Origin of the sequence: Streptomyces sp. NPDC050264 (assembly GCF_040655895.1) — a bacterium.
GTDB lineage: Bacteria > Actinomycetota > Actinomycetes > Streptomycetales > Streptomycetaceae > Streptomyces.
Genome location: NZ_JBFAKV010000017.1, coordinates 24,567 through 51,433 on the forward strand (window position 1 = coordinate 24,567; position 26,867 = coordinate 51,433).

Consider the following 26,867-nt stretch of genomic DNA (forward strand, 5'->3'; position numbering starts at 1 on the left):
GACCTGTGCATGAGGTGCGGCTGTTCGGGCGGGCGTACGGTGTTCTCGACAGACCGGTGGCCTGGGGCGACACTTGTGCGGCCCGACGGGGTACCACCTGCCAGGTCCTAGAGGAAGGTGTCCGAGTGTCCCGCCGCAGAATCGGCTTCTGGTACCGCTTCGCAGCGGTCCTCTGCAAACCGCCCCTGGTGGTTCTGTTCAAGCGGGACTGGCGCGGAATGGAGAACATTCCTGCCGACGGCGGATTTATCACCGCGGTGAACCACAATTCGCATCTCGACCCCTTCCTGTACGCCCATTTTCAGTACAACACCGGACGAGTCCCGCGATTCCTCGCCAAGCACGGCCTCTTCAGGAAGGGGTTCGTGGGGGCGGCGATGCGCGGCACCGGTCAGATTCCCGTCTATCGCGAGTCCACGAACGCGCTGAGCGCCTTCCGCGCCGCGATCGATGCCGTGGAGCGCGGTGAGTGCGTCGCCTTCTATCCCGAGGGAACTCTCACCCGGGATCCCGAACTGTGGCCGATGACCGGTAAGACGGGAGTCGCGCGCGTCGCGCTGCAGACGCAGTGCCCGGTCATTCCCGTCGGCCAGTGGGGCGCCACCGAAGCACTCGCGCCCTATGCGAAGAAGCCGCATTTCTTCCCGCGCAAGAAGCACTATGTCCTCGCCGGCGAGCCCGTCGACCTGACGCGCTTCTACGACAAGGAAATGACCCCCGACCTTTTGAAGGAGGCGACCGAGGTCATCATGACCGAGATCACCTCCCTGGTGGCCGACCTGCGCGGCGAGAAGGCCCCGCAGAAGCGCTACGACCCGCGCGGGGCCCGCATCGAGCAGCGCCGCAAGTCGCAGGCACAGAGCGGCAGTTCGGAGGAGAGCAAGTGACCCGACCCGTGAAGGCCGCAGTCTTCGGGACCGGTTCATGGGGCACCGCGTTCGCCATGGTGCTCGCGGACGCGGGGTGCGATGTCACGCTGTGGGGCCGCCGCCCGGAGCCCGTCGAAGCCATCAACTCCACGCGTACGAACCCGGATTACCTGCCCGGCGTCGAGCTGCCCGCGGGCATCAGGGCGACGACCGACGTGGCCGCGGCAGCGGCGGACGCCGACTTCACCGTGCTCGCCGTGCCCTCACAGACGCTGCGCGGCAACCTCGCCGAGTGGGCGCCGCTGCTCGCCCCCGACACCGTCCTCGTCTCCTTGATGAAGGGCGTCGAGCTGGGTTCCGCCATGCGGATGAGCGAGGTGATCGAGGACGTCACCAAGGTCGGGGAAGACCGCATCGCGATCGTCACCGGTCCGAACCTCGCGCGCGAGATCGCCGCCCGGCAGCCCGCCGCCGCAGTGGTCGCCTGCCGTTCCGAGCCGGTCGCCCAGCGCCTCCAAGTCGCCTGCCACACCCCGTACTTCAGGCCGTACACCAATACCGACGTGGTCGGCTGCGAGCTCGGCGGCGCCGTCAAGAACGTCATCGGGCTCGCCGTCGGCATCGCGGACGGCATGGGCCTGGGCGACAACACGAAGGGCTCGCTCATCACGCGCGGCCTCGCGGAGACGACCCGGCTCGGACACGCGATGGGCGCCGACCCGCTGACCTTCGCCGGACTCGCGGGGCTCGGCGATCTCGTCGCCACCTGCTCCTCACCGCTGTCGCGCAACCACACCTTCGGCACGAACCTCGGCAAGGGCATGACGCTGGCCGAGACCATCGCGGTCACCAAGCAGACGGCCGAGGGCGTCAAGTCCTGCGAGTCCGTGCTCGACCTGGCGCGCCGCCACGGCATCGACATGCCCATCACGGAGACGGTCGTCGGCATCGTGCACGAGGGGAAGCCTCCGGTCGTCGCCCTCAAGGAGCTGATGTCGCGCTCCGCCAAGCCCGAGCGACGCTGAGCGACGGCGGCGCGGCTTGGCTCTGTCGGGCGCTGACTCCCGTACTACCAGCAGGTACGCTCAACGCGATATGAGCAGCGAGAACCTCCCCCAGAGCCCTGCGCCTACAGCGTCCTCCGCGTCCTCTGTGAGTGGTGCGAGCGGGCGGAAGCCGCGGGTCGCCGTCGTCTTCGGTGGGCGCAGTTCCGAGCACGGCGTCTCCGTCGTCACCGCCGGCGCCGTCCTGCGCGCCATCGACCGCTCCAAGTACGACGTGCTGCCCATCGGCATCACGCGCGAGGGGCGTTGGGCGCTGACGTCGGACGACCCCGAGCGGATGGCCATCACCGACCGCAAAGTGCCGGACGTCGCCGATCTCGCGGATTCGCCCGAGGGCGGCGTGGTCCTCCCCGTCGACCCGGCCTCCCGCGAGGTCGTCTACAACGAGCCCGGCTCCGTGCCCAAGGCCCTCGGCGACGTCGACGTCGTCTTCCCCGTGCTGCACGGCCCGTACGGCGAGGACGGCACGATCCAGGGACTCCTGGACCTGTCCGGGACGCCGTACGTCGGCTGCGGTGTGCTCTCCTCGGCCGTCGGCCAGGACAAGGAGTACATGAAGCGGATCTTCACGTCCTTCGGGCTGAAGGTCGGGCCGTACCTCGTCATCCGGCCGCGCGAGTGGGAAAGCGACCAGGAAGGCGCCCGGCGCCGCGTCGCCGAGTTCGTGGGCGAGCAGGGCTGGCCGCTCTTCATCAAGCCCGCGCGCGCCGGGTCGTCGATCGGCATCACGAAGGTCGACTCCTTCGAGGGACTCGACGAGGCCATGGAGACGGCCCGCGCCCACGACCCGAAGGTCATCGTCGAGGCGGCGATCGCCGGACGCGAGGTCGAGTGCGGCGTGCTCGAGTTCGAGGACGGGCCGCGCGCCTCCGTCCCGGCCGAGATCCCGCCGGTCCAGGCCCACGACTTCTACGACTTCGAGGCCAAGTACATCGACTCCGCCGCGGGGATCGTGCCCGCGCCGCTCACGCCGGAACAGACGGCGGAGGTCCAGCGCCTCGCCGTCGCGGCCTTCGACGCCGTGTCCTGCGAGGGCATCGTGCGGGCGGACTTCTTCCTCGGGGAGGACGGCGAGTTCGTGATCAACGAGATCAACACGCTGCCCGGCTTCACCCCGATCTCGATGTACCCGCGGATGTGGCAGGAGAGCGGGGTCAGCTACCCGGAACTGGTGGATCTGCTGCTGCAGGCCGCGCTGCGCCGGTCGACGGGGCTGCGCTAGGAATCCGCCCGTGGACGCGCGCCGCGCGCGTCCGCGTCAGTCGGCGATCCCCTTCGGGATCGCCTTCTTGACGGGCCCGGCCAGGTCGACCAGCGGGCCCGCGCCGCCCCGGGAGACCTGCTCCTTGGGGATCGTCAACTCCACGTAGGCGAGACGCCCCCCCGTCGTCATGCGCTGCGCGCCGTTGCCGAGCTCCTCCACCACCCACTCGACCCCGTCGACGGTCGCGGGCATGGTGCCCTTCTTCAGCACCGCGTCAGGCCAGCCCACACCGCAGCGCAGTATGATCGCCGGACTTCCCCAGGCCGCGGTCAGCTCGGAGTGTGGTTCGGGATCGTTGCGCTCAAGTCCGTCGACCTTCTGCGGCAGCAGGTCGTGCAGATTCCGGCACAGCTTGGTGACCTTCGCGTCCGGGGTGGGAACCTTCGCCGCGGGCGCATCATCCGTCGAAGCGCAGCCCGAAGCGGCGGCGACCAGCAGCGACAGTGCGGGCACCCCGATGACAGAGCGGACAGAGCGGATCCGGTGACGGAAAGAGTTCACCGGACCAGGGTAGACGGGGGCTACAGGTGGACGACCGGGCAGGTCAGGGTGCGTGTGATGCCGTCCACTTGCTGGACCTTGGCGACCACCATGCGACCCAGCTCGTCGACCGTGTCGGCCTGCGCGCGCACGATCACGTCATAAGGGCCGGTGACGTCTTCGGCCTGCATCACTCCTGGAATCTTCGCGATCAGCTCGGCGACAGTCGACGCCTTGCCTACTTCGGTCTGGATCAGGATGTACGCCTGTACCACGGAACCTCCAGGGCGGCCACGAGGATCATGTGGGGAGAAGGGACGCCACGGTATCGCGTCGCCGCTCGTCGCGGGGAGACCCGGGGCGGCTGTGGCGTACTCACCGCGTGTACGGCGGCCGCGCGAGGGATCGTGAAGGCAGGCCCATGAGAGAAGCTGAGGGCACGCCCATGACAGAAACCGTACCCATGACAGAGACGGCCCGCGACCGCAAGCAGGCCGCGGCAGAAGGGGCAGCACGCGCATGAAGGGCACCGTCGGCGAACTGGGGGAGTTCGGACTCATCCGAGAGCTGACCTCTCGGCTCACCACCACCCCGGCCGTACGGATCGGCCCCGGCGACGACGCCGCCGTGGTCGCCGCGCCGGACCGCAGAGTCGTCGCCAGCACGGACATCCTGCTGGAGAACAGGCACTTCCGACGCGACTGGTCCACGGCGTACGACGTCGGCCGCAAGGCCGCCGCACAGAACCTCGCCGACATCGCCGCCATGGGCGCCGTGCCGACGGCCCTGCTGCTCGGCCTCGTGGTCCCCGCCGAACTGCCCGCGTCCTGGCCCTCGGAGCTGATGGACGGATTGCGCGACGAGTGCCAGGTGGCCGGCGCCGCGGTGGTCGGCGGCGACGTCGTCCGCGGCGACACCATCACCATCGCGATCACCGCGCTCGGTGACCTGCGCAACCACGACCCCGTGACACGCGGCGGCGCACGCCCCGGCGACGTCGTGGCCGTCACCGGGTGGCTCGGCTGGTCCGCGGCCGGATACGCCGTGCTCTCCCGCGGCTTCCGCTCGCCGCGCGCCTTCGTCGAGGCGCACCGCCGCCCCGAACCGCCGTACCACGCGGGCCCCGCCGCGGCCGGGCTCGGCGCCACCGCCATGTGCGACGTGAGCGACGGGCTCATCGCCGACCTGGGCCATATCGCCGAGGCCAGCAAGGTCCGCATCGACATCAAGTCCGGAAATGTGGACGTGCCTTCCCAGATGAACGACATCGGGCAGGCCGTCGGCGTCGACCCGCTGCAATGGGTGCTGACCGGGGGAGAGGACCACGCCATCGTGGCCACCTTCCCGCCGGACGTGAAACTCCCCGCACGCTGGAAGGTGATCGGCGAGGTGCTGAACCCCTCGGCCCTGCCGCAGGTCACCGTGGACGGCGCTCCCTGGACCAGCAAGGGCGGCTGGGACCACTTCGGGGACGACAGCCCCGGTGGGGAGATCGAGTCATGACCGTTCCCGTCACCCCCGCCACCGCGCCCGTACGGGTGCTGACCGTCGCCGGGTCCGACTCCGGGGGCGGCGCCGGAATTCAGGCGGACCTGAAGACCATGCTCGCGCTGGGCACTCACGGCATGAGCGTCATCACCGCCGTCACCGCGCAGAACTCCCTCGGCGTGCAAGGAGCCTGGGAGCTTCCGGCGGAGGCGGTACGCGCTCAGTACCGCAGTGTCGTCGACGACATCGGGGTGCAGGCCGTCAAAACGGGGATGCTCGCATCGCCCGAACTCGTGGAATGCGTAGCCGAGTTGCTCGCGGGGACCGCGGCCCCGGTCGTGATCGACCCGGTCGGCGTGTCCAAGCACGGGGACTCGCTGCTCGCCGCGTCCGCGCTGGACTCCGTCCGCACGAGACTGCTGCCGACCGCCACCGTCGCCACCCCCAACCTCGACGAAGTGGCTCAACTCACCGGGTTGCACGTCGAGTCGGAGGACGGCATGCGACGCGCCGCCACGGCCGTGCTCGCGTACGGGCCGAAGTGGGTGGTGATCAAGGGCGGACATCTGCGCTCCGACGGTCGGCGTGCGTACTCCGGTTTCGGTCCGGGTGGGGGAGTCGTTGCCCCCGGGGGTGCCGACTCGGGCGGCGGGACCTTCGTCTCCGTCAGCTCAGGAGGGTCAGCAGGGACAGCAGGGTCGGCTGGGTCTGCAGAGGCCGTGGATCTGCTCACGGACGGGTCCGAGGAGTACTGGCTGCGTGCTCCGCGCCACGACAACCGGCACACGCACGGCACGGGCTGCACCCTGGCCTCCGCGATCGCGGCCCAACTGGCAAAGGGACAGCCGGTGCCCGAGGCCGTGTACGCGGCCAAGGAGTACGTGACCGGGGCGATCGCCGCCGGATTCGCGCTCGGCGGTGGGATCGGGCCGGTGGATCACGGCTGGAGGTTCAGGCCGGCCGTGGGCCCCGACTCGCCGGCCAGGCCGTAGTCCTTCAGCGCCAGGTTGCTCGCCGCCTTCTCCGTGATGCGCTTGAAGAAGCCCGCCACGAAGCGTGAGCCGAGCACCCGGTACATCCGGTCGCGACTGCGGATCCTTCTCTCGGTGGGCGGGGCGAAGAACGGGCCCGCGTTCCCCGAAAGCTTCTGGCAGCCCTTCGCGTACTCCGTTATCTCCGCCTCGTAGGCCGCGAACGCGGCGCGGTGATCGCCGTGCGCCGCCACGAGCTCGCCCGCCAGGACGTAGGCCGACACCAACGCCGTACCGGTGCCTATGCCGCCCATCGTCGCGCCGTGCCCCGCGTCGCCGAGCAGGACCACGCGGCCCTCGGAGAGCCGGCCTATATGGACCTGGGCGATGGCATCGAAGTACAGGTCGTCCGTCGCGTCGAGCGCGTCGAGGATCTGCCGCACGTGCGGCCAGGCCATACCGCGCAGCTTCTCGGCGATGATCCGCTTCTGCTGGGCGACATCCCTGCGGTCGAACGCGAGCTGCTCCGAGTGGAAGACCACGGCCGCGCCCGCCCGCTCGGGGGTGCCGTCGTAGTTGCTGATCATCGCGGTCCGACCGGGCTCGGTGTACAGCCGGGCTGTGCGGTCGAGGCCCAGGTGATTGGGCATGTCGAACCCGGCGATGTAGTAGTCGAAGAACCGCAGGTACCGGGATTCGTCACCGAAGGCCAGACGCCGGGTGTTCGAGTGCAGGCCGTCCGCGCCCACGACCAGGTCGAAGGTGCGGGGCGCGCCGTGGTCGAACGTGACGTCGACGCCGGTGGCCGTCTCCGTGAGCGAGGCGATCGAGTCGCCGAAGACGTACGCGACGCTGTCCTTCGTGCGCTCGTGCAGGAGCGCGCAGAGGTCGCCGCGGAACACCTCGACGTCACCGCTCATCAGATACGCGGGCAGGTCCACGCGCTCGCTGTCGTCGGCACCGACGATGGTCTGTCGGCCCATGTCGGTCTGGATCCGGTGCAGTTCGTCCCAGATGCCCATGCGGGTGAGGACAGCGCGGTGGACCGGGCCGCGGAAGTCGACCGCGAAGCCGCCCTCACGCAGGGCCGGCGCCTTTTCGACGACCGTGACGCGGGCGCCCTGGCGGGAGAGCCAGAAGGCGATCGCGGGGCCGGCGACGCTGGCGCCGGAGACCAGGACGTCGAGGTGGGCGAGGGCGTCGGGAACGCTGCGGGCAGGTTCGGGGTGGGCGGTGGCCCGGCGGCCCTCGGAGCCCCGGTGGCTGTCGCTGTCACTGTCGGTGGGGTGCGTCTGTTTCGTCATGCCAGTGAGCTTGCGGCCGGGCGCTTACCGTTCGCTGACCACGCGCTGACCGTCCCTTACCGGCCGCTGACCGATGCGCCGCTGGACGGCATGGCCCGGCTCGGCGCGTGCGGGTGGCGGGTGGCTGGGTGGCCCGGTGACCGGCCCATCGAGTGACCGGAGCGACGCTACGGACCGCGCACGGCGTCGTGCCGCAGACTCCCGCCCAGCTCGAAGGCCTTTTTGTACACCTGCGGCGCGAGCATGCGCCGGAGCCGGAGTTCGAGCGGTGTGACGTCCGGGTCGTCCACGATCAGCTGTCCGCGCAGCGCCGACGCGGCGCCGAGGAGTGTCGCCGCGTGCTCCGGTTCGTCGGTCCGGGACGCCAGCGCCTCGGCGACCCGGGCGAGTTCGAGTCCCTGTGTCTCGGCGCTCGTCGACAGTGTCCAGGCCTGAGCGAACCAGTCGTCCGCCTCGTCCGCACGCCCCTCGGCCAGGGCCACGCGGCCCAGCCCCAGGAAGATGTGCACCGTCTGGCCGACGCTGTACCAGGAGCGCGCGCTCGTCTCCAGGGCCGTCTCATAGTGCTCCCGTGCGAGAGCCGTGTTCCCGGACAGGCGCGCCGCATCGCCCATGCCCCACATCGCCCCGGCCACCTTCTCGGGGGTGCCTGCCGCCCGCGCCAGCTCACCGGCCCGCGCGAAGTCCGTGGCCGCCTCCTCGTACGCGCCGCTGTGCAGCAGGACGGCGCCACGTCTGCACAACAGGTCGGCGGTCTCCTCCGGCGCCGCCAACTCGCGCGCGTAGCCGAGCGCTTCGTCGATGAGCTCCAGTGCACGGCCGCACTCGCCGCGCCAGTCGGCGTACATCCCCAGCTGGTCGAGCGAGTTGGCCATGCCCCATCGGTCGCCGGTCTCCCGGAAACCCGCCAGGGCCTGCGTGAACAGTGTCTCCGATGCCGCCGGGCGGCCCGCGAACTGCTCCTGGAACCCCAGTCCGACGGCGAGCAGTGCCCGACCCCACGGATCGTTCCCGACCTGTGCGCGCACTCGCTCGTCGCGCGACCGCTCGGGTCCGACGGCGAGCGTCCACAGAACCACCGTGAACGGCAGTCTCAACTGGCGGTCGATCGTGCCCAGCAGTCTGTCCGCACGGGCGAGCCGGGCCTCGTCGCCTTCCCCCATCACGGAGTTGAGCGCGCACAGCGCGTACTCCTCCTCCAGGCCCGGCGGTGCCTTCGGCCCCACAGCGTCCATCAGTTCGCGCGCCAGGGCGACCCGCTCGCCGGCCAGGCCGTGCAACCGCCAGAACCATGAGAGGTCCGCCATGAGGCGCAGTCCGTCGGACGGGGCGGCACGGAGGAAGTGGCGCAGGGCCGCGTCCAGATTGCCGCGTTCCGAGGACAACCGCGCCAGCCAGGGAAGTTGCTCGTGTCCGCGCAGGCGCGGCTCGGCCTCCGCCGCGAGCCGCAGGAAGTACGTCGCGTGCGCGTCCCTCAGCCTGGCCGAGACGTCCCCCGATACGTCGTCCGTCAGCTGCTCGGCACAGAAGACGCGGATCGTCTCCAGCATCCGGTAGCGCCCCTCGGACGCCTCCAGGAACGACTTTTCTGTGAGCGAGGCCAGCAGATCCTCCGGATATGGGATGCCGCACACCGCCTCCACAGCGTCCAGTGTCGCGCCGCCGGACAGGCCGCTGCCCACGAACACCGTCATCCGGCAGGCCAGGTCCCGCTCCTCCTCGTCGAGCAGCTCCCAGCTCCACTCCACGACGGCCCGCAGTGTGCGGTGCCGCGGGGCCTTGGTGCGATCCCCGCGCGACAGGACCCGGAAGCGGTCACCGAGCCGCTCGGCCAGCTCGTCGACCGTGAGCGTACGCAGTCGGGCAGCGGCCAGCTCGATCGCCAGCGGCAGTCCGTCGAGCGCCTCGCAGACACGCTCGATGGCGGCCACCTGCGCGTGCCCGTGGGCTTCGAAATCCGGCCGCACCGCTGCCGCCCGGTCCCCGAAAAGCTGGGCCGCCGGGCCGGCCGCGAGGGGCGGCACCGGGCACCGCACCTCGCCGGTGATGCCGAGCGCCTCGCGGCTGGTCGCCAGGATGCGCAGGCCGGGACAGCTGCCCAGGAGCACCCCCGCCACCTGGGCGGCACCCTCGATCAGGTGCTCACAGTTGTCGAGCACGAGCAGCAGATCACGGCTTTCGAGCGCGGCCACGAGCCGCTCCGTGGCCTCCTCGCCCTGCGGTCCGCGCAGCCCTTGGCGCACACCGAGCGCGGTGAGGATCGCGTACGGGATGCCCGCGCCGTCGGCGAGCGGCGCCAGTTCCACGTAACAGACGTCCTCGCGGGCCCGCCCCGCCTCGATCGCGAGCCGCGTCTTGCCCGTGCCGCCGGGACCGGTCAGCGTCACCAGGCGGGCATCGGCCAGCAACGCGTCGATCCGGGCCAGCTCGTCCGTCCGCCCGACGAAGCGCGTCAGCTGGGCGGGCACCCCGCGCTGTCGCACGGGCTCCTGCCCCCGCAGCAGTTCCAGGTGCAGGGCCGCCAGCTCCGCCGACGGGTCGGTGCCCAGCTCGTCCGCGAGGACGCGCCGTGCCTCTTCGAAGACGTGCAGTGCCTCGGCAGGGCGGCCCGCCGCGTGCAGCGCGCGCATCAGCAGGCCGTACAGGCGCTCGCCGAGCGGATTCCGCGCGATCAGCTCGCGTACCTCGGCCACCAGGTCCGCGTCACCGCCCAGGGCCAGGTCTGCCTCGATCCGGTCCTGCTCGGCACCGAGCCGCAGCTCGTCCAGGCGGGGCAGGTCGTCCGGCGCCGGGCTACGCCACAGGGCGAGACCCTCGTGCAGCAGCGCAGCCGCGCGCGCATGGTCTCCGGTGTCCAGCGCCTGCCTGCCCTCGCGCGCCAGGCGCTGGAAGCGGTGTACGTCCACGGCGTCCGGGGCGACGACAAGCCGGTATCCGGCCGGTCCCGTCTCGATCTCCAGACCGAGCCGCTTGCGCAGCCGGGAGACCTGCGACTGCAACGCGTTGGCGGCGTTGGCCGGTGGGTCCTCGCCGTACAGGCCGTCGATCAGGCGCTCCGCCGATACCGCACGGCCGGCCTCCAGGAGCAGCACGGTCAGCAGGGCACGCGGCCGTGGCCCCCCGGGGTCGAGGGGGCTGTCGTCGGGGCCCCGCACGTCGAGGGGGCCGAGGATGCCGAACCGCATGCGCAGAGTCTGGCAGCCGCCACTGACAGTGCTGACCTCGACGGGATTTCCAGCCCTGTCCCGGAAGCGGGCATAAGAAAAAGCCGGTCCCCGAGGGGACCGGCTTCTTCAAGCAACCAGCGAGGTGGCCGCGCTAGCGATTCGTCAGCGCGAGACCTTGCCGGCCTTGATGCACGAGGTGCAGACGTTGAGCCGCTTCGGCGTCCGCCCGACCACTGCACGCACACGCTGGATGTTCGGGTTCCAGCGACGGGACGTACGGCGGTGCGAGTGCGAAATGTTGTTGCCGAAGCCCGGCCCCTTGCCGCAGACGTCGCAGTTGGCAGCCACGGGTCACTCCAAAGACTTCAGATGCACTTACGGTTGATCCCGGCATGCCGGGATCAGGATCAGAGGATCTGAGTGGCGGTGCCAGGGGAGAGCCCGATGGATATCGGGCAACCGGAGCAGCATACAACGGCTGCTTCGGTACAACGAAATTACCATGACTGCCCGGGCCGCTGCCCCGCCCCCCGGTCCGGGCCCCTTCCCCGGCGGCTGTCCGGCGGGGTCTACTCTGCGAGGCCAGTCCGGCCGCTCAAGGAGGCGCAGGTGCCGCAGGTGCTCGACGTCGTCGCCGTGCGCACCTGGTGCTCACTCGCTCTCGAGGCGCTCGGCCGCGACCGTGCGGAGATCGACGCGATCAACGTCTACCCCGTGGCCGACGGGGACACCGGCACCAACCTCTACCTGACCGTCGAGTCCGCGCAGCAAGCCGTCGAGGCGGTCTTCACGGGGCTCGAGGCGGGTCCCGAGCCGGCCGCGCCCGCACTGCCGGAAGTGGTGCGCGCGATGGCCCACGGCGCACTCATCGGCGCCCGCGGCAACTCAGGGACGATTCTCGCGCAGCTGCTGCGGGGCATGGCGCAGGTCCTCGCCGACGGCGGCGGCAGTGACGGGGATCACGGCGCCGGAGCGGAGGCGGGCGCACTTCGACTCGCGCTGGTCCGGGCCGCCGAGTCCGCGCGCGAAGCGGTGGCCCGCCCTGTGGAAGGCACGGTCCTGACCGTGGCGACGGCGGCCGCGCAGGCGGCGGCGGAGACCGACGGTGACTGCGGCGCCGTGGCCCGTGCCGCCTACGAAGGCGCGTGCGCGGCGCTCGACGCGACGCCGGGACAACTCGCGGCGCTGAGCCGCGCCGGGGTCGTGGACGCCGGCGGGCGCGGCCTTGTCGTGGTGCTCGGGGCCCTGTGCGAGGCCGTCTCCGGACAGGCCGCGCCAGTACGCGATCGCCGGGACGGTGTCCACGCGCGCGTGGACACCCGTACCGATGTCCCTGGCGAAGACGTCGCTGACGGCGCCCCTATTGAGTGCGTGGAGGAGCCCGGTGCCGCCGGGCCCGCCTTCGAGGTCATCTACCTTCTCGAAGCCGACGACCGTGCCGTGGCCCGGCTGCGGACCAGGCTCGACGCCCTCGGGGACTCGCTGGTCGTGGTGGGCGGGGACGGCCTGTGGAACGTCCACGTGCACGTCGATGACGCGGGCGCGGCCGTGGAGGCGGGCGTGGAGGCAGGTCGGCCGCACCGCATCCGCATCACGCACTTCGGGCTCGGTGACGCACACGCGGCCCGCTCCTCGGCGCCCCCGCGCGAACGGGCCCAGCGGGCCGTGGTGGCGGTCGTGCCGGGTGACGGGCTCGCCGGCCTGTACGCGGAGGCGGGCGCGACGACGGTGCCCGACCGTCCCGGCGAACCGCCCGCCAGCGGAGAACTGGTCGACGCGATCAGGCGTGCCCACGCGCGTGAGGTGGTGCTGCTGCCGAACGACGCCGAGCTGCGGCACACCGCGGCGGCCGCGGCCGAACAGGCCCGCTCCGAGGGCGTACGGGTCGCGCTCATCCCGACCCGGTCCGCGGTGCAGGGCATCGCCGCGCTCGCCGTGCACGAACCCGACCGGCGCTTCGACGAGGACGTCGTCGCGATGACCTCGGCCGCGGGAGCGACCCGGTACGCCGAACTGGCCGTCGCCGAACGGCAGTCGTGGACGATGGCCGGCATCTGCCAGGCGGGCGACGTCCTCGGCCTCATCGACGGCGACGTCGCCGTCATCGGGGGCGAGATCCCGGCGACCGCCCGTACCGTTCTCGACCGGATGCTCGCGGCCGGCGGTGAACTCGTCACGCTCGTCCTGGGCGACGAGGTCCCCGACGAGGTCGCGGACGGCCTCGAACAGCACGTCCGTGAGACCTATCTGGCCGTGGACACCGTGGTGTACCGGGGCGGGCGGCAGTCGGCGCCGATGCTGATCGGCGTCGAATAGCCGGCGTCGGGAAGTCGAGTGGTGGTCCGCCTCCGGCCTGAAACGCGCGGGCCGGAGAGCCGCGGATGACCAGCGGTTTTCCGAGATGTTCGCGGGATTGTCAGTGGCGTGGTGTGCAATGGATCTCGTGCCCGTGCTCGAAGAACCGCTGAAGAAAGTGCTCGGACCTCCCACCGCGAAGGTGATGGCCGAGCATCTAGGCCTGCACACCGTCGGTGACCTGCTGCACCACTATCCCCGCAGATACGCGGAGCGCGGGGAGCTCACCCGTCTCGCGGAGCTGCCGCTCGACGAGCACGTCACGGTCGTCGCGCAGGTCGCCACCGCCCGCGTCCTGAAATTCAACGGGGGGAGCGGGCAGCGCCTCGAAGTCACCATCACCGACGGCAGCGGCCAGCTCCAGCTCGTCTTCTTCGGCCGCGGCATCCACAAGCCGCACAAGGACCTCCTGCCGGGCACGCGCGCGATGTTCGCCGGCAAGGTCGGCGTCTTCAACCGGAAGATGCAACTGGCGCACCCTGCTTACCAGTTGCTGAGCGCCGAGACCTCGGAGGACGCGGCCGAGGCCGTCGGCTCCTGGGCCGGAGCGCTGCTCCCTCTTTACCCGGCCACCGCAAAGCTGGAGTCCTGGAAGATCGCCAAGGCCGTCGATCTGGTGCTGCCCAGCGCGCGGGAAGCCGTCGATCCGCTGCCCGAGTCGCTGCGGGAGGGCCGCGGTCTCGTCCCGCTGACCGAGGCCCTGCTCAAGATCCACCGGCCGCACACGAAGGCCGACATCGAGGACGCCCGGGGCCGCCTCAAGTGGGACGAGGCGTTCGTCCTCCAAGTCGCCCTCGCCAGGCGCCGGTTCGCGGACACTCAGCTGACCGCCGTCGCGCGCGTGCCGAAACCGGACGGACTTCTTACGGCCTTCGACGCGAAGCTGCCGTTCACGCTCACCGAAGGTCAGCAGAAGGTCTCCAAGGAGATCTTCGACGACCTGGCCACCGAGCATCCGATGCACCGGCTGCTCCAGGGCGAGGTCGGTTCCGGAAAGACGATGGTCGCGCTGCGCGCCATGCTCGCCGTCGTCGACGCGGGCGGTCAGGCCGCGATGCTCGCGCCCACCGAAGTCCTCGCCCAGCAGCACCACCGCTCGATCACCGAGATGATGGGCGAGCTGGCCGAGGGCGGCATGCTCGGCGGCTCGGAGCACTCCACCAAGGTCGTGCTGCTCACCGGTTCCATGAACACCGCGGCGCGCCGCCAGGCACTGCTCGATCTGGTCACCGGCGAGGCCGGCGTCGTCATCGGCACGCACGCGCTGATCGAGGACAAGGTGCAGTTCCATGATCTGGGCCTGGTCGTCGTGGACGAGCAGCACCGGTTCGGCGTCGAGCAGCGCGACGCCCTGCGCTCCAAGGGCAAGCAGCCGCCGCACCTCCTGGTGATGACCGCGACGCCGATTCCGCGCACGGTCGCCATGACGGTCTTCGGTGACCTGGAGACCTCGGTCCTCGACCAGCTTCCGGCCGGGCGCTCGCCGATCGCCAGTCATGTGGTGCCCGCCGCCGACAAGCCGCACTTCCTGTCGCGCGCGTGGGAGCGCGTGCGGGAGGAAGTGAGCAAGGGGCATCAGGCGTACGTGGTCTGCCCGCGCATCGGCGACGACGAGGACGAGAAACCCAGGAAGGGCGCGGCCTCCAGTAAGGCCCCTTCCAAGGCGGCCCCCAAGAAGTCCGCCGAGGACGAGGCGGAGAAGCGGCCGCCGCTCGCCGTGCTCGCCGTCGCCGAGGAACTGGCGCACGGCCCGCTCCAGGGACTCAAGGTCGAGGTGCTGCACGGCCGGATGCAGCCCGACGACAAGGATGCGGTGATGCGCCGCTTCACCGCGGGCGAGACCGACGTCCTGGTGGCGACGACGGTCATCGAGGTCGGTGTGAACGTGCCGAACGCCACAGCGATGGTGATCATGGACGCCGACCGCTTCGGCGTCTCCCAGCTCCACCAGCTGCGCGGCCGCGTCGGCCGTGGCTCGGCGCCGGGGCTGTGCCTCCTGGTCACCGAGATGCCCGAGGCCAGCCCCGCCCGCGCGCGCCTGGGCGCCGTCGCCTCCACGCTCGACGGCTTCGAGCTGTCCCGTATCGACCTGGAGCAGCGTCGGGAGGGCGACGTCCTCGGACAGGCCCAGTCCGGAGTGCGTTCCTCGCTGCGGATGCTCGCTGTCATCGAGGACGAGGAGATCATCGCCGAGGCGCGGGAGGAGGCCACCAAGGTGGTCACGGCCGACCCGGACCTGGAGCGCCTGCCCGGCCTGCGCATCGCGCTCGACGCCCTTCTGGACGAGGAGCGTGAGCAGTACCTCGACAAGGGCTGAGACACTGATCCCCCAGCCCCACGGCCCCGCACGAGGACAAGGACCGAGATGACCCGCGTGATCGCCGGGCGCGCCGGCGGACGCCGCCTGGCCGTGCCGCCGGGCAACGGCACCCGCCCCACCTCCGACCGGGCGCGCGAGGGCCTCTTCTCCACCTGGCAGGCGCTGCTCGGCACGCTCGACGGCACCCGCGTCGCCGACCTGTACGCGGGCTCGGGGGCCGTCGGCCTGGAGGCCCTCTCCCGCGGCGCCTCGCACGCGCTGCTCGTCGAGGCCGACACCCGAGCCGCCCGCACCATCCGGGAGAACATCCGCGCGGTCGACCTGCCCGGAGCTGAGGCACGTACCGGAAAAGCGGCCCAAGTCGTCGCGGGAGCGCCCCCGGCCTTGCCCTATGACCTGGTCTTTCTCGACCCGCCGTACGCCGTTGCGGACGACGATCTTCGCGAGATCCTGCTCACACTCCGCACTCAGGGCTGGCTCACGGACGAAGCGCTCGTCACCGTGGAGCGCAGCACCAGGGGCGGAGAATTCAGCTGGCCGGACGGCTTCGAGGGACTCAGGTCCCGTCGCTACGGCGAGGGCACGTTTTGGTACGGTCGCGCCGCCCTGAACACCACCCTCACGTGCGACGACGCACGATGACCGGACCGGAGAGCGAGGGACTTCCCGTGCGCCGCGCAGTCTGTCCCGGGTCGTTCGACCCCATCACCAACGGCCACCTAGACATCATCGCCCGAGCGTCGAAGCTGTATGACGTCGTGCACGTCGCGGTGATGATCAATCAGTCCAAGAAGGGCCTGTTCACGGTCGACGAGCGGATCGAGCTGATCCGCGAGGTCACCGCCGAATTCGGCAACGTGGAAGTGGAGTCCTTCCACGGCCTCCTCGTCGACTTCTGCAAGCAGCGAGACATTCCGGCCATCGTGAAGGGCCTGCGCGCCGTCAGCGACTTCGACTACGAGCTGCAGATGGCCCAGATGAACAACGGTCTCTCGGGCGTCGAGACCCTCTTCGTCCCGACGAACCCCACCTACAGTTTCCTGTCCTCCTCGCTCGTCAAGGAGGTCGCGGCCTGGGGCGGCGACGTATCGCACCTGGTCCCGCCGCTGGTGCACGAGGCGCTGACCGAGCGCCTCCCCAAGAAGTGACAGCCACACACCAGTTGGGCATACAGTCGTCCCGTCCGTCTCCAAACCCCCTGTCACCCCGGTGACAAGACGAGAGAGTGGCGAGCACACGGTGGACGTGCAGAAGAAGCTCGACGAGATCGTCGCCGCGGTCGGCAGCGCCCGGTCCATGCCCATGTCGGCCTCGTGCGTGGTCAACCGCGCAGACCTGCTCTCGATGCTCGAAGAGGTGCGCCAGGCGCTGCCCGGCTCCCTCGCGCAGGCCCAGGAACTCATCGGCGGCCGTGAGCAGATGGTCGAGCAGGCCCGGGCCGAGGCCGACCGGATCATCGAGACGGCGCACGCCGAGCGCGGCTCCCTGATCTCCGACACCGAGATCGCCCGCCGCTCGCAGAACGAGGGCGACCGGATCCTCTCCGAGGCCCGTCAGGAGGCCGAGGAGGTCCGCGCGGAGGCCGACGAGTACGTCGACTCCAAGCTGGCCAACTTCGAGGTCGTCCTGACCAAGACGCTCGGCTCGGTCGGCCGCGGCCGCGAGAAGCTCCTGGGCACCGGCCCCGGCACGGACGAGCAGGGCTACGAGGACGAGGACGCCCCCGAGCGCAGCCACGACCCCGAGACGCTCCGCCGTGACGCCGACGCGTATGTGGACACCAAGCTGGGCGCCTTCGAGGCGGTGCTCGCCAAGACCCTGGACGCCGTGGGCAAGGGCCGCCAGAAGCTGCACGGCCGGCTCGCCAGCGACGACCTGGGCGCGCTGTCCATGGACGGCGAGGGCGGTGCCCAGGCGCACACCAGCGACGCCGACTACCTGGCGGGCCTTGCCGAGATCGGCGGCCAGGGCGGGATCCCCGGCCAGAGCCAGGAGCAGCAGCCGGAGCCCGCGGCCATGCCCCAGATCCCGGAGATGCCGGAGATCCCGGCCCAGCAGCCGGCCGCGGCGTACGCACAGCAGCAGGATCCGTATGCGTACCAGCAGCAGTACGGACAGCAGGACCCGTACGCCGCCTACCAGCAGCAGGACCCGTACGGATACCAGCAGCAGATGCAGCAGGACCCGTACGCCGCGTACCAGCAGCAGGATCCGTACGGATACCAGCAGCCGCAGCAGCAGGAGCAGCAGCACGACCAGGCAGGCGCGCTCGACGAGACCAGCCTCTTCGACACGAGCATGATCAGCCTGGAACAGATGCGGCAGTACGAGCAGGGGCGCTGACAGCACGCTCCGGGGGCGCCGCTCAGGGTGGCCGGGACCGGATTGGGCCGACAGCGAAAGGTCCAGTACCCTGGTTCTCCGGTCGCGCGTACACGTGTGATCCCAAGCTGCCCGGAAATTTCGGGGCGGTGACCCCCATGAGTTTCGAAGATCGAAAGCAGGATCGGCCCTGAGTACTCACCTCGACCACCGCAACCCACTTGTGTTCGATACGCACGAGCTGGGTCGGCGTCCAGGTGCCATGCAGCGGTTGTCCCGCACGATCGACGCTCCCAAGGACTTCGGTATCCAGGGAGTCATCGAGGTGCCGGAAGGCGCCCCGGTGGAGCTCGACCTCCGTCTGGAGTCGGTCATGGAAGGGGTGCTTGTCACAGGCACCGCCCGTGCACTGGCGAAGGGGGAGTGCGTAAGGTGTCTGGAGCCGATCGGCCTCGATGCCGAAGCGGACTTCCAGGAGATGTTTTCGTACCCTGACGCCGACGACCGTGGCCGTGCCCGCACGGAACCGGCCGACGACGCCGGGGAATCCCCAGAGGACGAAGACAGACTCTTTCTCGAGGACGGCTTGTTCGACCTCGAGCCCGTGCTGCGTGATGCGGTGGTGCTCTCACTGCCGATGCAGCCGGTGTGCCAGGACGACTGCGAGGGACTGTGCTCCGAGTGTGGAGTGCGGCTCGCGGACGAACCGGGACATCATCACGACGCCGTCGACATCCGTTGGGCGGCATTGCAGGGACTCGCTGGATCCATCCAGGACGGCGAGAAGGACGAGCTGAGCGGCGCCGAGTCGGGCGTCGACGAGAAGCAGGAGAAGTAGCCGTGGCTGTTCCGAAGCGGAAGATGTCGCGCAGCAACACGCGCCACCGCCGGTCGCAGTGGAAGGCTGCGGTCCCCAACCTGGTTTCGTGCGAGCGCTGCCAGGAGCCCAAGCTGCAGCACATCGCGTGCCCCGCTTGTGGCACCTACAACAAGCGCCAGGTCCTCGAGGTCTGAGCGGCTGGTGAGAGGCACAGTGGCTAGCCATAAATCGGCGGATGACGCCAAGAAAAAGGCCGACACCACAGCCTCGTCCCACACGCTTCTGGAAGGGCGGCTCGGGTACAAGCTCGAGTCCGCCCTTCTGGTGCGTGCGCTGACGCACCGCTCGTACGCGTACGAGAACGGCGGACTGCCCACGAACGAGCGTCTGGAGTTCCTCGGGGACTCCGTGCTCGGCCTCGTGGTCACCGACACGCTCTACCGCACCCACCCCGACCTGCCCGAGGGCCAATTGGCCAAGTTGCGGGCCGCGGTGGTCAATTCGCGTGCACTGGCGGAGGTCAGCCGCGGGCTGGACCTGGGCTCCTTCATCCGGCTCGGCCGGGGCGAGGAAGGCACGGGCGGCCGGGACAAGGCGTCCATTCTGGCCGACACCCTTGAAGCGGTGATCGGCGCGGTCTATCTGGATCAAGGACTGGAAGCGGCCGGTGAATTGGTGCACCGGTTGTTCGACCCGTTGATCGAGAAGTCCTCGAACCTGGGAGCCGGCCTGGACTGGAAGACCAGTCTCCAGGAGCTCACGGCGACCGAGGGGCTCGGTGTTCCCGAGTACCTGGTCTCCGAGACCGGCCCCGATCACGAGAAGACCTTCACTGCTGCCGCCCGCGTCGGAGGCGTCTCGTACGGCACCGGCACCGGCCGCAGCAAGAAGGAAGCGGAGCAGCAGGCCGCAGAGTCCGCGTGGCGTGCGATTCGCGCTGCCGCGGACGAGCGGGCCGAGGCCGCGGCTTCGGCCGCCGCCCCGGACGGGACGGCGGCAGACACCGCCCCCGGCGCGTAACCGCTGCGCTTCCTGCGCCCGTCCCCACCGGCTCCGGCCGGTGGGGACGGGCGTTTTTGCGGAGGGCTCCCCGTTCCCCGCGCCGCCGGGGCGCGCGATAGGCTCGCCGCACCCCCTCAACGCCCGCCCCGTCCGGAGGACCGCCGTGCCAGAGCTGCCCGAAGTAGAGGTCGTCCGGCGCGGCCTCGCGCGCTGGGTGGCGCACCGGACCGTCGCCGACGCGGAGGTTCTGCACCCGCGCTCCGTTCGCCGTCACATCGCGGGCGGCGACGACTTCGCGTACCGCCTCAAAGGGCAGCGGATCGGGGAGCCGAGCCGACGGGGCAAGTACCTGTGGCTGCCGCTGGAGACGACGCACATGTCCGTGCTCGCGCACCTCGGCATGAGCGGTCAGCTCCTGGTCCAGCCGCATGACGCCCCGGACGAGAAGCACCTGCGCATCCGCGTCCGCTTCGCCGACGACCTCGGCACCGAACTCCGCTTCGTCGACCAGCGCACCTTCGGCGGTTTGTCGCTGCACGAGACCGCCGAGAACAGTGCGGACGGTCTGCCCGACGTGATCGCGCACATCGCCCGCGATCCGCTGGACCCGCTCTTCGCCGACGCGGCCTTCCATGAAGCGCTGCGCGCGAAGCGCACCACCATCAAGCGGGCGCTCCTCGACCAGTCGCTCATCAGCGGTGTCGGGAACATCTACGCGGACGAGGCGCTGTGGCGCGCGAAGCTGCACTACGAGCGCCCCACAGGCACGTTCACACGCCCCCGCACGGCCGAACTCCTGGGCCACGTAAGGGATGTGATGAACGCGGCGCTCGCGGTGGGCGGGACGAGTTTCGATTCGCTCTACGTGAATGTGAACGGGGAGTCGGGCTACTTCGACCGGTCCCTCGACGCGTACGGACGTGAGGGCGAGCCCTGCCGCCGGTGTGCCACGCCCATGCGCCGACGGGCCTGGATGAACCGGTCGAGCTACTTCTGCCCGCGCTGTCAGCGCGCCCCGCGCGTCGCGTCGTAACGCTCGCGCGCCACCAGTACGTCGTCCATGCGCCCCTCCACGAAGTGGATGAGGGTCAGCAGGCGCTCGGCCACGTCCCGGCCCAGTGGGGTCAGTTCGTAATCCACGCGCGGCGGGTTCGTCGGCTGGGCCTCGCGGTGCACCAGGCCGTCGCGCTCCAGCGCGTGCAGCGTCTGGGAGAGCATCTTCTCGCTCACCCCGTCCACGCGGCGGCGCAGCTCGTTGAAGCGGAGGGTTCCCTCGTACAGCGCGCTCAGCGTGAGCCCGCCCCAGCGGCCGGTGACGTGCTCCAGCGTGCCGCGGGACGGACACGCCTTGGAGAACACGTCGAAGGCGAGGTCGGTGGAGTCCATACACCGAGGGTACTCCCGCACAGCGCTATCCAATAGTTAGCGCAGGTTGTGCGGTGGGGGACTCAGAAGCCGAAGTCCTGCGTCCACCAAGGACCACCGGAGCCGAAGTGCACGCCCACACCGAGGGTCTTGTAGTCGCAGTTGAGGATGTTCGCCTTGTGGCCGGGGCTGTTCATCCAGGCGTCCATCACGGACTGGGCATTGGCCTGGCCGCGGGCGATGTTCTCGCCGCCGAGGTCGGTGATGCCGGCCTTCTTGGCGCGGTCCCAGGGCGTTGCGCCGTCCGGGTCCGTGTGGTCGAAGAAGTTCCGCGCGGCCATGTCCTCGCTGAACGCGGTCGCCAGCGCGGCGAGGCCGCTGTCGGCGGTCACGGGCGAGCAGCCGACCTTGGCCCGCTCCTGGTTGACGAGCGTCAGTACCTGGGCCGCCGCCGAGCTCTCCGCCGACGCGGCGGGCGCGCTCGCGGGGGGCGCCTGCGTCTTCTCGGGGGCCCGAGTCGAGGGGCTCGCGCTCTTCGTCGTAGTGGTGCCGCCGGCGGCGGACGTCTTGGACGGCGCCGGCTTCGTCGAGGGCTTCGACGACGGCTCGGCCGACGTGGACTTCGAGGGAGAGGCCGAGGCCGACGGGGTGGTGCGCTCGTTGTCGCGGCTCGCGGCGGAGGGGGCGCGGTCGTCGACCGTGCCGCTCGTGCCGCCCTGCGCCTCGACCGAGGGGGAGCCGGCGGCCTGCACGTTGTTCCCGTTGTGGTCGCCGCCGAGCTTGAGGCTGTCGCTGCCCGGGATCAGTCCCGAGGCCACCGCGACCGCGCCCATGGCGACGGCGGCGGAGGCGCCGAGCAGCCCGGTGCGGACGGGGACGCCGCCGCGCTTCTTGCGCCGGTGGGACCGGCCGTGCTGCTCCTGGCCCGATCCGCCGGCCGAGGATATGGAGCCGTACACGCCGGTCACGGTCGCGTCGTCGTACGGGGAATAAGACCCCGCCTGACCAGCACCGTACGTCTCGCCATATGCTTCGGCGTACGTTCCCTCGGGGTAGCTCCCCGGGGTCTGAGCGGCGCGGCCCGTGACGGCGCGGCCGGCGGCGGAGCGTCGGTGGCGTCCCATGTCTTGGCCTTCCTCGTCCTGGCGGTCATCGATGTGACTCACTCATACGAGTGAGGCTCATCGGTCCGCGACGGTACCGCAAGACGGAAGGGGACGAAGTGCTCCGAGTGCAATCGGCCGGTTAGCGTGCACCCATGAACGAAGACGTACGACTCACCGCCTGGGTGCGAGGACGCGTCCAACGTGTGGGTTTTCGGTGGTTCACCCGTGCGCGAGCCATGGAGATCGGCGGCCTGAGTGGCTTTGCTCTCAATTTGGAGGACGGCCGCGTACAAGTGGTCGCCGAGGGGCAGCGGTCCGCGTGCCAGCAGCTGCTCGACTGGCTCCACGACGGCGACACACCCGGCCGCGTCGACGGTGTCACTGAGATCTGGGACACGCCCCGCGGCGGCTACGACGGGTTTGCCATTCGCTGAACCGTCACCGCAGGCGGGGCCGCGCGCGCCCCTGGGAGAGGTGCCGTAGGCATCTGCTCCGGGCAGAAACGCCCTGGTGGTTGCCAAGGCAGGGGACTCGTGGCAGGCTCCGGACCTACGGAAGATCGCTACGCCCCCAGGGTCCCGAAGGTCAGGCCGCGCCGGACGATTCACGGCGTGAAGCCCCCGGGTTACCCGCCGATATGGGGCGTGATCGTGTTGACCGTCAAACTTTTTGGTGAGACTCTGGAATCCCCGCGCACCTTAGCTGTTTGGCATGTAAGAACGGCAGCAAAAGACAGAAGAAGTGCCAAGCACCGCGGGTGCGATTCTCCCGACCCACACCGCTTCGGTCGGTCACTCAGTGTGGAGGACCATCCATCATGGCAAAGGCGCTTCTCGGTTACGTCGGCGGCAGCGACCCGCGACTTCTCTCCGAGATGCGACGGCTCCAGCAGCGCGTCCAGGATCTTGAATCCGAGCTCGGTCGGATCCAGGCCGAGAACGACGCGCTCGCGGCTGCCGCTTCTCACGACTCTCTGATGGAGAGCATCGACGTACCCCAGGCGGAGCCGGCGCTCACCTGATCACGCCCAGCGACGCGCGTGAGCAGGCTGCTCGTACCAGCCGCTTGACAAAGATCTGCAGTTGACAGAGATATGCAAGGGACGCTTCGGCGTCCCTTCTTTCTTGCTCCCCATGCCTCGACGCCCCGGTCCCCGGGCCCCCACGCACCGACGCGTTTTCTTAACGTCTGATGTGCCCTGCACTTTCACAGGCGAAACCGTGGGTTCGTGGAGTGAGACATAGCCGCCGGGTAGAGTCCGACGGCGTGCACCTCAAGGCTCTGACCCTGCGCGGGTTCAAATCGTTCGCCTCGGCCACCACCCTGCGCTTCGAGCCGGGCATCACCTGCGTCGTCGGTCCCAACGGCTCGGGCAAATCCAATGTCGTGGACGCCCTGAGCTGGGTCATGGGGGAGCAGGGCGCCAAGTCGCTGCGCGGCGGCAAGATGGAGGACGTTATCTTCGCCGGCACCACCGGGCGCCCCCCGCTGGGCCGTGCCGAGGTGTCGCTCACCATCGACAACTCCGACGGCGCGCTGCCCATCGAGTACGCCGAGGTCACCATCACGCGGATCATGTTCCGCAACGGCGGCAGCGAGTACCAGATCAACGGGGACACCTGCCGGCTGCTCGACATCCAGGACCTGCTCTCCGACTCCGGCATCGGGCGCGAGATGCACGTCATCGTCGGCCAGGGCCAGCTCGACGGCGTACTGCACGCCGATCCCATGGGGCGCCGCGCCTTCATCGAGGAGGCCGCGGGCGTCCTCAAGCACCGCAAGCGCAAAGAGAAGGCGCTGCGGAAGCTGGACTCGATGCAGGCCAACCTCGCCCGCGTACAGGACCTGACCGACGAACTCCGGCGGCAGTTGAAGCCGCTGGGCCGGCAGGCCGCCGTCGCCCGCCGGGCCGCCGTCATCCAGGCCGATCTGCGCGACGCGCGCCTGCGGTTGCTCGCCGACGATCTCGTGCGCCTCCAGGAGGCGCTCAGCACCGAGGTCGCCGACGAGGCCGAGCTGAAGCAGCGCAAGGAAGCGGCCGAGGGCGAGCTGAAGAGGGCGCTGCTGCGCGAAGGGCACCTGGAGGACCAGGTGCGGCAGCTGACGCCCCGGCTGCAACGGGCGCAGCAGAGCTGGTACGAGCTGTCGCAGCTGGCCGAGCGGGTGCGGGGCACGATCTCGCTGGCCGACGCGCGCGTCAAGAGCGCCACCTCCGCCCCGGCCGAGGAGCGGCGCGGGCGCGACCCCGAGGACCTGGAGCGCGAGGCCGCCCGGGTGCGGGAACAGGAGGCCGAGCTGACCGCGGCGCTCGAATCGGCCCAGGTCGCCCTCGACGAGACGGTGGCCCACCGGGCCGAACTGGAGCGCGAGTTGACGGTCGAGGAGCGCCGGCTGAGGGACGTCGCCCGCGCCATCGCCGACCGGCGGGAAGGTCTGGCGCGGCTGCAGGGCCAGGTCAACGCCGCCCGCTCCCGGGCCGCCTCCGCGCAGGCCGAGATCGACCGGCTCGCGGCCGCCCGGGACGAGGCGCAGCAGCGGGCCGGCGTCGCGCAGGAGGAGTACGAGCAGCTCAAGGCCGAGGTCGACGGGCTCGACGCCGGGGACGAGGAACTCGGAGAGCGGCTGGAAGGCGCCAAGGCCGCGCTCGCCGGTGCCGAGTCCGCACTGTCCGCGGCCCGCGAGGCGGCCACGTCCGCGGAGCGCGAGCGGGCCGCTGTCGCCGCCCGGCGCGAGGCGCTCGCGCTCGGCCTGCGCAGGAAGGACGGTACGGGCGCGCTGCTCGGGGCGAGGGAGCGGCTGAGCGGGGTGCTCGGGCCCGCCGCCGAGCTGTTGTCGGTGACGCCCGGGTTCGAGGTGCCGGTGGCGGCCGCGTTCGGCGCGGCCGCCGACGCGATCGCCGTGACGACGCCCGCCTCCGCGGCGGAAGCGATTCGCCTGTTGCGCAAGCAGGACGCGGGACGGGCGGCGCTGCTGCTGGCCGGGGCCCCGGCGGGGACGTGCGCCGAGCAGTCGCGGAGCGACCCGCCGTACGCCGCCGAACTCGTCCGCGGCCCCGCCGAGCTGATGCCCGCCGTGCGGCAGCTGCTGCACGGCATCGTGGTCGTGGGCAGCCTGGAGGACGCGGAGGATCTGGTCTACGCGCGGCCCGAGCTGACCGCGGTGACCGCCGAAGGGGACCTGCTCGGGGCGCACTTCGCGCAGGGCGGGTCCGCCGGTGCGCCCAGCCTGCTGGAAGTGCAGGCGTCCGTCGACGAGGCCGCCGCCGAGCTGGAGCGACTGGTCGCGCAGTGCGAGGAGCTGGCCGAGGTGCAGCAGGCGGCGGGGGAGCGGCGCCGGGAGTGCACCGCGCTCGTCGAGGAGCTCGGGCAGCAGCAGCGGGCCATAGAGAGGGAACGTTCCGGCCGCGCCCAGCAGCTCGGGCGGCTCGCCGGGCAGGCCCGTGGCGCCGCGGGCGAGGCCGAGCGCAGCGCCACCGCGGCGGCCAAGGCGCAGGACGCGCTGGAACAGGCGGCCATGGACGCTGAGGAGCTGGCCGAGCGGCTCGCGGTGGCCGAGGAGCAAGCCCCCGTCGGGGAAGGAGGGGGCGAGGAACCGGACACCTCGGCACGCGACCGGCTCTCCGCCGATGGCGCCAACGCGCGGCAGACCGAGATGGAGGCCCGCCTCCAGGTGCGTACGCACGAGGAGCGGGTGAAGGGGCTCGCGGGGCGGGCCGACTCGCTGGACCGCGCGGCCCGCGCCGAGCGCGAGGCACGCGCGCGTGCCGAGCGGCAGCGCGCCCGGCTCCGGTACGAGGCCGCTGTCGCCGAGGCGGTGGCGTCCGGCGCGCGACAGCTGCTCGCGCACGTCGAGGTCTCCGTCACCCGGGCCGACGAGGAGCGGACGCTGGCCGAGCGGGCCAAGGCCGAGCGGGAGCGGGAACTCGTCACCGAGCGGGCCCGCGGCCGCGATCTGAAGGCAGAACTCGACAAGCTGACTGATTCAGTTCACCGAGGCGAGGTACTAGGAGCGGAGAAGAGGCTGCGGATCGAGCAGCTGGAGACCAAGGCGCTGGAGGAACTGGGTGTCGAACCGGCCGGGCTCGTCGCGGACTACGGTCCCGGTCAGCCGGTGCCGCCCTCGCTCCCCGCCGAGGGTGAGGAACTGCCGGAGGATCCGGAGCACCCGCGCAACAGGCCGCGGCCCTTCGTCCGTTCGGAGCAGGAGAAGCGGCTCAAGTCCGCCGAGCGCGCTTACCAGCAGCTCGGAAAGGTCAATCCGCTGGCTCTCGAGGAGTTCGCGGCGCTGGAAGAGCGTCACAAGTTCCTCAGCGAGCAGCTGGAGGATCTGAAGAAGACCCGGGCCGACCTCCTTCAGGTGGTGAAGGAGGTCGACGAGCGGGTCGAGCAGGTCTTCACCGAGGCCTACCGCGATACCGCGCGCGAGTTCGAGGGCGTCTTCAGCCGCTTGTTCCCGGGCGGCGAGGGACGGCTGATCCTGACCGATCCCGACAACATGCTCACCACGGGCGTGGACGTCGAGGCCCGCCCGCCGGGCAAGAAGGTCAAGCGGCTGAGCCTGCTCTCGGGCGGCGAACGGTCGCTGACCGCCGTGGCATTGCTGGTCTCCATCTTCAAGGCGCGCCCCAGCCCGTTCTACGTGATGGACGAGGTCGAGGCCGCCCTCGACGACACCAATCTGCAGCGCCTGATCCGCATCATGCAGGAGCTGCAGGAGGCCTCGCAGCTGATCGTGATCACGCACCAGAAGCGCACGATGGAGGTCGCCGACGCGTTGTACGGGGTCTCCATGCAGGGCGACGGGGTGTCGAAGGTGATCAGTCAGCGACTGCGCTAGCCTGCCCGGCAGTCTTCAAGAGTTGAACTCAATGTGCCTCTTCATGCCTAAAAACTCACAGCAGTCGAAGTATTGACTTCGAAACTTGAAGGCATAGTCTCTGCAACGTTGCTTTTACCTTCAGGTGGTGGGCG

The 26,867-nt window shown here is 70.5% G+C and carries 24 protein-coding genes; 17 read left to right on the forward strand and 7 right to left on the reverse strand.

Translation table 11 applies throughout. The features are described from left to right. Positions 1-125 precede the first annotated feature (125 nt). From AB0J02_RS27380 to AB0J02_RS27390, 3 genes are all read left to right on the forward strand, one after another. Positions 126-887, forward strand: a complete 762-nt coding sequence (locus AB0J02_RS27380; protein WP_363196431.1) for a lysophospholipid acyltransferase family protein — start codon at positions 126-128, stop codon at positions 885-887. Then, entirely contained in the window at positions 884-1,894 is a 1,011-nt protein-coding gene (locus tag AB0J02_RS27385) for an NAD(P)H-dependent glycerol-3-phosphate dehydrogenase (protein WP_363196432.1), read from the forward strand. The genes AB0J02_RS27380 and AB0J02_RS27385 overlap by 4 nt, the downstream gene beginning before the upstream one ends. 70 nt (positions 1,895-1,964) lie before the next feature. Beyond that, on the forward strand, positions 1,965-3,155 hold the full coding sequence (locus tag AB0J02_RS27390; protein ID WP_363196433.1) for a D-alanine--D-alanine ligase family protein: 1,191 nt from the start codon (positions 1,965-1,967) through the stop codon (positions 3,153-3,155). 36 nt (positions 3,156-3,191) lie between these two features. Here the strand turns inward: AB0J02_RS27390 and AB0J02_RS27395 are convergent, their stop codons facing one another. Both AB0J02_RS27395 and AB0J02_RS27400 read right to left on the reverse strand, forming a co-directional pair. Beyond that, positions 3,192-3,698 (reverse strand): DUF3515 domain-containing protein, encoded by a 507-nt coding sequence (locus AB0J02_RS27395; protein ID WP_363196434.1) that lies wholly within the window; start codon positions 3,696-3,698, stop codon positions 3,192-3,194. Positions 3,699-3,718: 20 nt separating this feature from the next. Further along, positions 3,719-3,952: an Lrp/AsnC ligand binding domain-containing protein gene (locus tag AB0J02_RS27400; protein WP_363196435.1), complete on the reverse strand. Its 234-nt coding sequence runs from the start codon at positions 3,950-3,952 to the stop codon at positions 3,719-3,721. Between the two features lie 244 nt (positions 3,953-4,196). Here AB0J02_RS27400 and AB0J02_RS27405 point away from each other — a divergent pair, with 244 nt between their 5' ends. Beyond that, positions 4,197-5,180 carry a thiamine-phosphate kinase gene (locus AB0J02_RS27405; RefSeq protein WP_363196436.1) on the forward strand — a complete coding sequence of 328 codons (984 nt, stop codon included), beginning with the start codon at positions 4,197-4,199 and terminating at the stop codon, positions 5,178-5,180. Further along, positions 5,177-6,157 carry a bifunctional hydroxymethylpyrimidine kinase/phosphomethylpyrimidine kinase gene (gene thiD / locus AB0J02_RS27410; RefSeq protein ID WP_363196437.1) on the forward strand — a complete coding sequence of 327 codons (981 nt, stop codon included), beginning with the start codon at positions 5,177-5,179 and terminating at the stop codon, positions 6,155-6,157. Before AB0J02_RS27405 ends, thiD begins: the two co-directional genes overlap by 4 nt. On the opposite strand, the gene AB0J02_RS27415 is transcribed toward thiD, so the two are convergent. The 3 genes from AB0J02_RS27415 to rpmB form a co-directional block, all read right to left on the reverse strand. Continuing rightward, complete coding sequence (locus tag AB0J02_RS27415) at positions 6,103-7,440, reverse strand: FAD-dependent monooxygenase (protein WP_363196438.1); 1,338 nt, start codon at positions 7,438-7,440, stop codon at positions 6,103-6,105. The two genes, thiD and AB0J02_RS27415, sit on opposite strands and share 55 nt — an antisense overlap. A gap of 167 nt (positions 7,441-7,607) precedes the next feature. Further along, positions 7,608-10,625 (reverse strand): BTAD domain-containing putative transcriptional regulator, encoded by a 3,018-nt coding sequence (locus tag AB0J02_RS27420; protein ID WP_363196439.1) that lies wholly within the window; start codon positions 10,623-10,625, stop codon positions 7,608-7,610. Between the two features lie 144 nt (positions 10,626-10,769). Then, on the reverse strand, positions 10,770-10,955 hold the full coding sequence (gene rpmB, locus AB0J02_RS27425; protein WP_003957616.1) for a 50S ribosomal protein L28: 186 nt from the start codon (positions 10,953-10,955) through the stop codon (positions 10,770-10,772). 261 nt (positions 10,956-11,216) lie between these two features. On the opposite strand from rpmB, the gene AB0J02_RS27430 reads away from it, so the two are divergent. From AB0J02_RS27430 to mutM, 9 genes are all read left to right on the forward strand, one after another. Further along, positions 11,217-12,923, forward strand: a complete 1,707-nt coding sequence (locus tag AB0J02_RS27430) for a DAK2 domain-containing protein (RefSeq protein WP_363196440.1) — start codon at positions 11,217-11,219, stop codon at positions 12,921-12,923. 118 nt (positions 12,924-13,041) lie between these two features. Next, complete coding sequence (recG, locus tag AB0J02_RS27435) at positions 13,042-15,279, forward strand: ATP-dependent DNA helicase RecG (RefSeq protein ID WP_363196441.1); 2,238 nt, start codon at positions 13,042-13,044, stop codon at positions 15,277-15,279. Positions 15,280-15,327: 48 nt separating this feature from the next. Continuing rightward, complete coding sequence (rsmD, locus tag AB0J02_RS27440) at positions 15,328-15,924, forward strand: 16S rRNA (guanine(966)-N(2))-methyltransferase RsmD (protein ID WP_363196442.1); 597 nt, start codon at positions 15,328-15,330, stop codon at positions 15,922-15,924. Positions 15,925-15,950: 26 nt separating this feature from the next. Further along, the gene (gene coaD, locus AB0J02_RS27445) at positions 15,951-16,430 is read left to right on the forward strand and encodes a pantetheine-phosphate adenylyltransferase (RefSeq protein ID WP_363196443.1); all 480 of its coding nucleotides are present in this window, start codon (positions 15,951-15,953) and stop codon (positions 16,428-16,430) included. A gap of 91 nt (positions 16,431-16,521) precedes the next feature. Then, the gene (locus tag AB0J02_RS27450) at positions 16,522-17,625 is read left to right on the forward strand and encodes an ATP synthase F0 subunit B (protein ID WP_363196566.1); all 1,104 of its coding nucleotides are present in this window, start codon (positions 16,522-16,524) and stop codon (positions 17,623-17,625) included. A gap of 169 nt (positions 17,626-17,794) precedes the next feature. After that, positions 17,795-18,442 carry a DUF177 domain-containing protein gene (locus AB0J02_RS27455; RefSeq protein WP_363196567.1) on the forward strand — a complete coding sequence of 216 codons (648 nt, stop codon included), beginning with the start codon at positions 17,795-17,797 and terminating at the stop codon, positions 18,440-18,442. Between the two features lie 2 nt (positions 18,443-18,444). Further along, positions 18,445-18,618 (forward strand): 50S ribosomal protein L32, encoded by a 174-nt coding sequence (gene rpmF, locus AB0J02_RS27460; protein ID WP_363196444.1) that lies wholly within the window; start codon positions 18,445-18,447, stop codon positions 18,616-18,618. Between the two features lie 7 nt (positions 18,619-18,625). Next, on the forward strand, positions 18,626-19,444 hold the full coding sequence (gene rnc, locus AB0J02_RS27465; RefSeq protein ID WP_363196445.1) for a ribonuclease III: 819 nt from the start codon (positions 18,626-18,628) through the stop codon (positions 19,442-19,444). Positions 19,445-19,589: 145 nt separating this feature from the next. Then, positions 19,590-20,459: a bifunctional DNA-formamidopyrimidine glycosylase/DNA-(apurinic or apyrimidinic site) lyase gene (gene mutM, locus AB0J02_RS27470; protein WP_363196446.1), complete on the forward strand. Its 870-nt coding sequence runs from the start codon at positions 19,590-19,592 to the stop codon at positions 20,457-20,459. On the opposite strand, the gene AB0J02_RS27475 is transcribed toward mutM, so the two are convergent. Together AB0J02_RS27475 and AB0J02_RS27480 are read right to left on the reverse strand one after the other, a co-directional pair. Then, complete coding sequence (locus AB0J02_RS27475; RefSeq protein WP_363196447.1) at positions 20,432-20,812, reverse strand: helix-turn-helix domain-containing protein; 381 nt, start codon at positions 20,810-20,812, stop codon at positions 20,432-20,434. The two genes, mutM and AB0J02_RS27475, sit on opposite strands and share 28 nt — an antisense overlap. A 62-nt stretch (positions 20,813-20,874) precedes the next feature. Continuing rightward, positions 20,875-21,915, reverse strand: coding sequence for a CAP domain-containing protein (locus AB0J02_RS27480; protein ID WP_363196448.1), 1,041 nt, complete (start codon positions 21,913-21,915; stop codon positions 20,875-20,877). A 134-nt stretch (positions 21,916-22,049) separates the two neighbouring features. On the opposite strand from AB0J02_RS27480, the gene AB0J02_RS27485 reads away from it, so the two are divergent. From AB0J02_RS27485 to smc, 3 genes are all read left to right on the forward strand, one after another. Further along, positions 22,050-22,331: an acylphosphatase gene (locus tag AB0J02_RS27485; protein WP_363196449.1), complete on the forward strand. Its 282-nt coding sequence runs from the start codon at positions 22,050-22,052 to the stop codon at positions 22,329-22,331. Positions 22,332-22,714: 383 nt separating this feature from the next. After that, the gene (locus AB0J02_RS27490; RefSeq protein WP_324767428.1) at positions 22,715-22,918 is read left to right on the forward strand and encodes a hypothetical protein; all 204 of its coding nucleotides are present in this window, start codon (positions 22,715-22,717) and stop codon (positions 22,916-22,918) included. Positions 22,919-23,163: 245 nt separating this feature from the next. Continuing rightward, positions 23,164-26,733 (forward strand): chromosome segregation protein SMC, encoded by a 3,570-nt coding sequence (gene smc, locus AB0J02_RS27495; RefSeq protein WP_363196450.1) that lies wholly within the window; start codon positions 23,164-23,166, stop codon positions 26,731-26,733. Positions 26,734-26,867 lie beyond the last annotated feature (134 nt).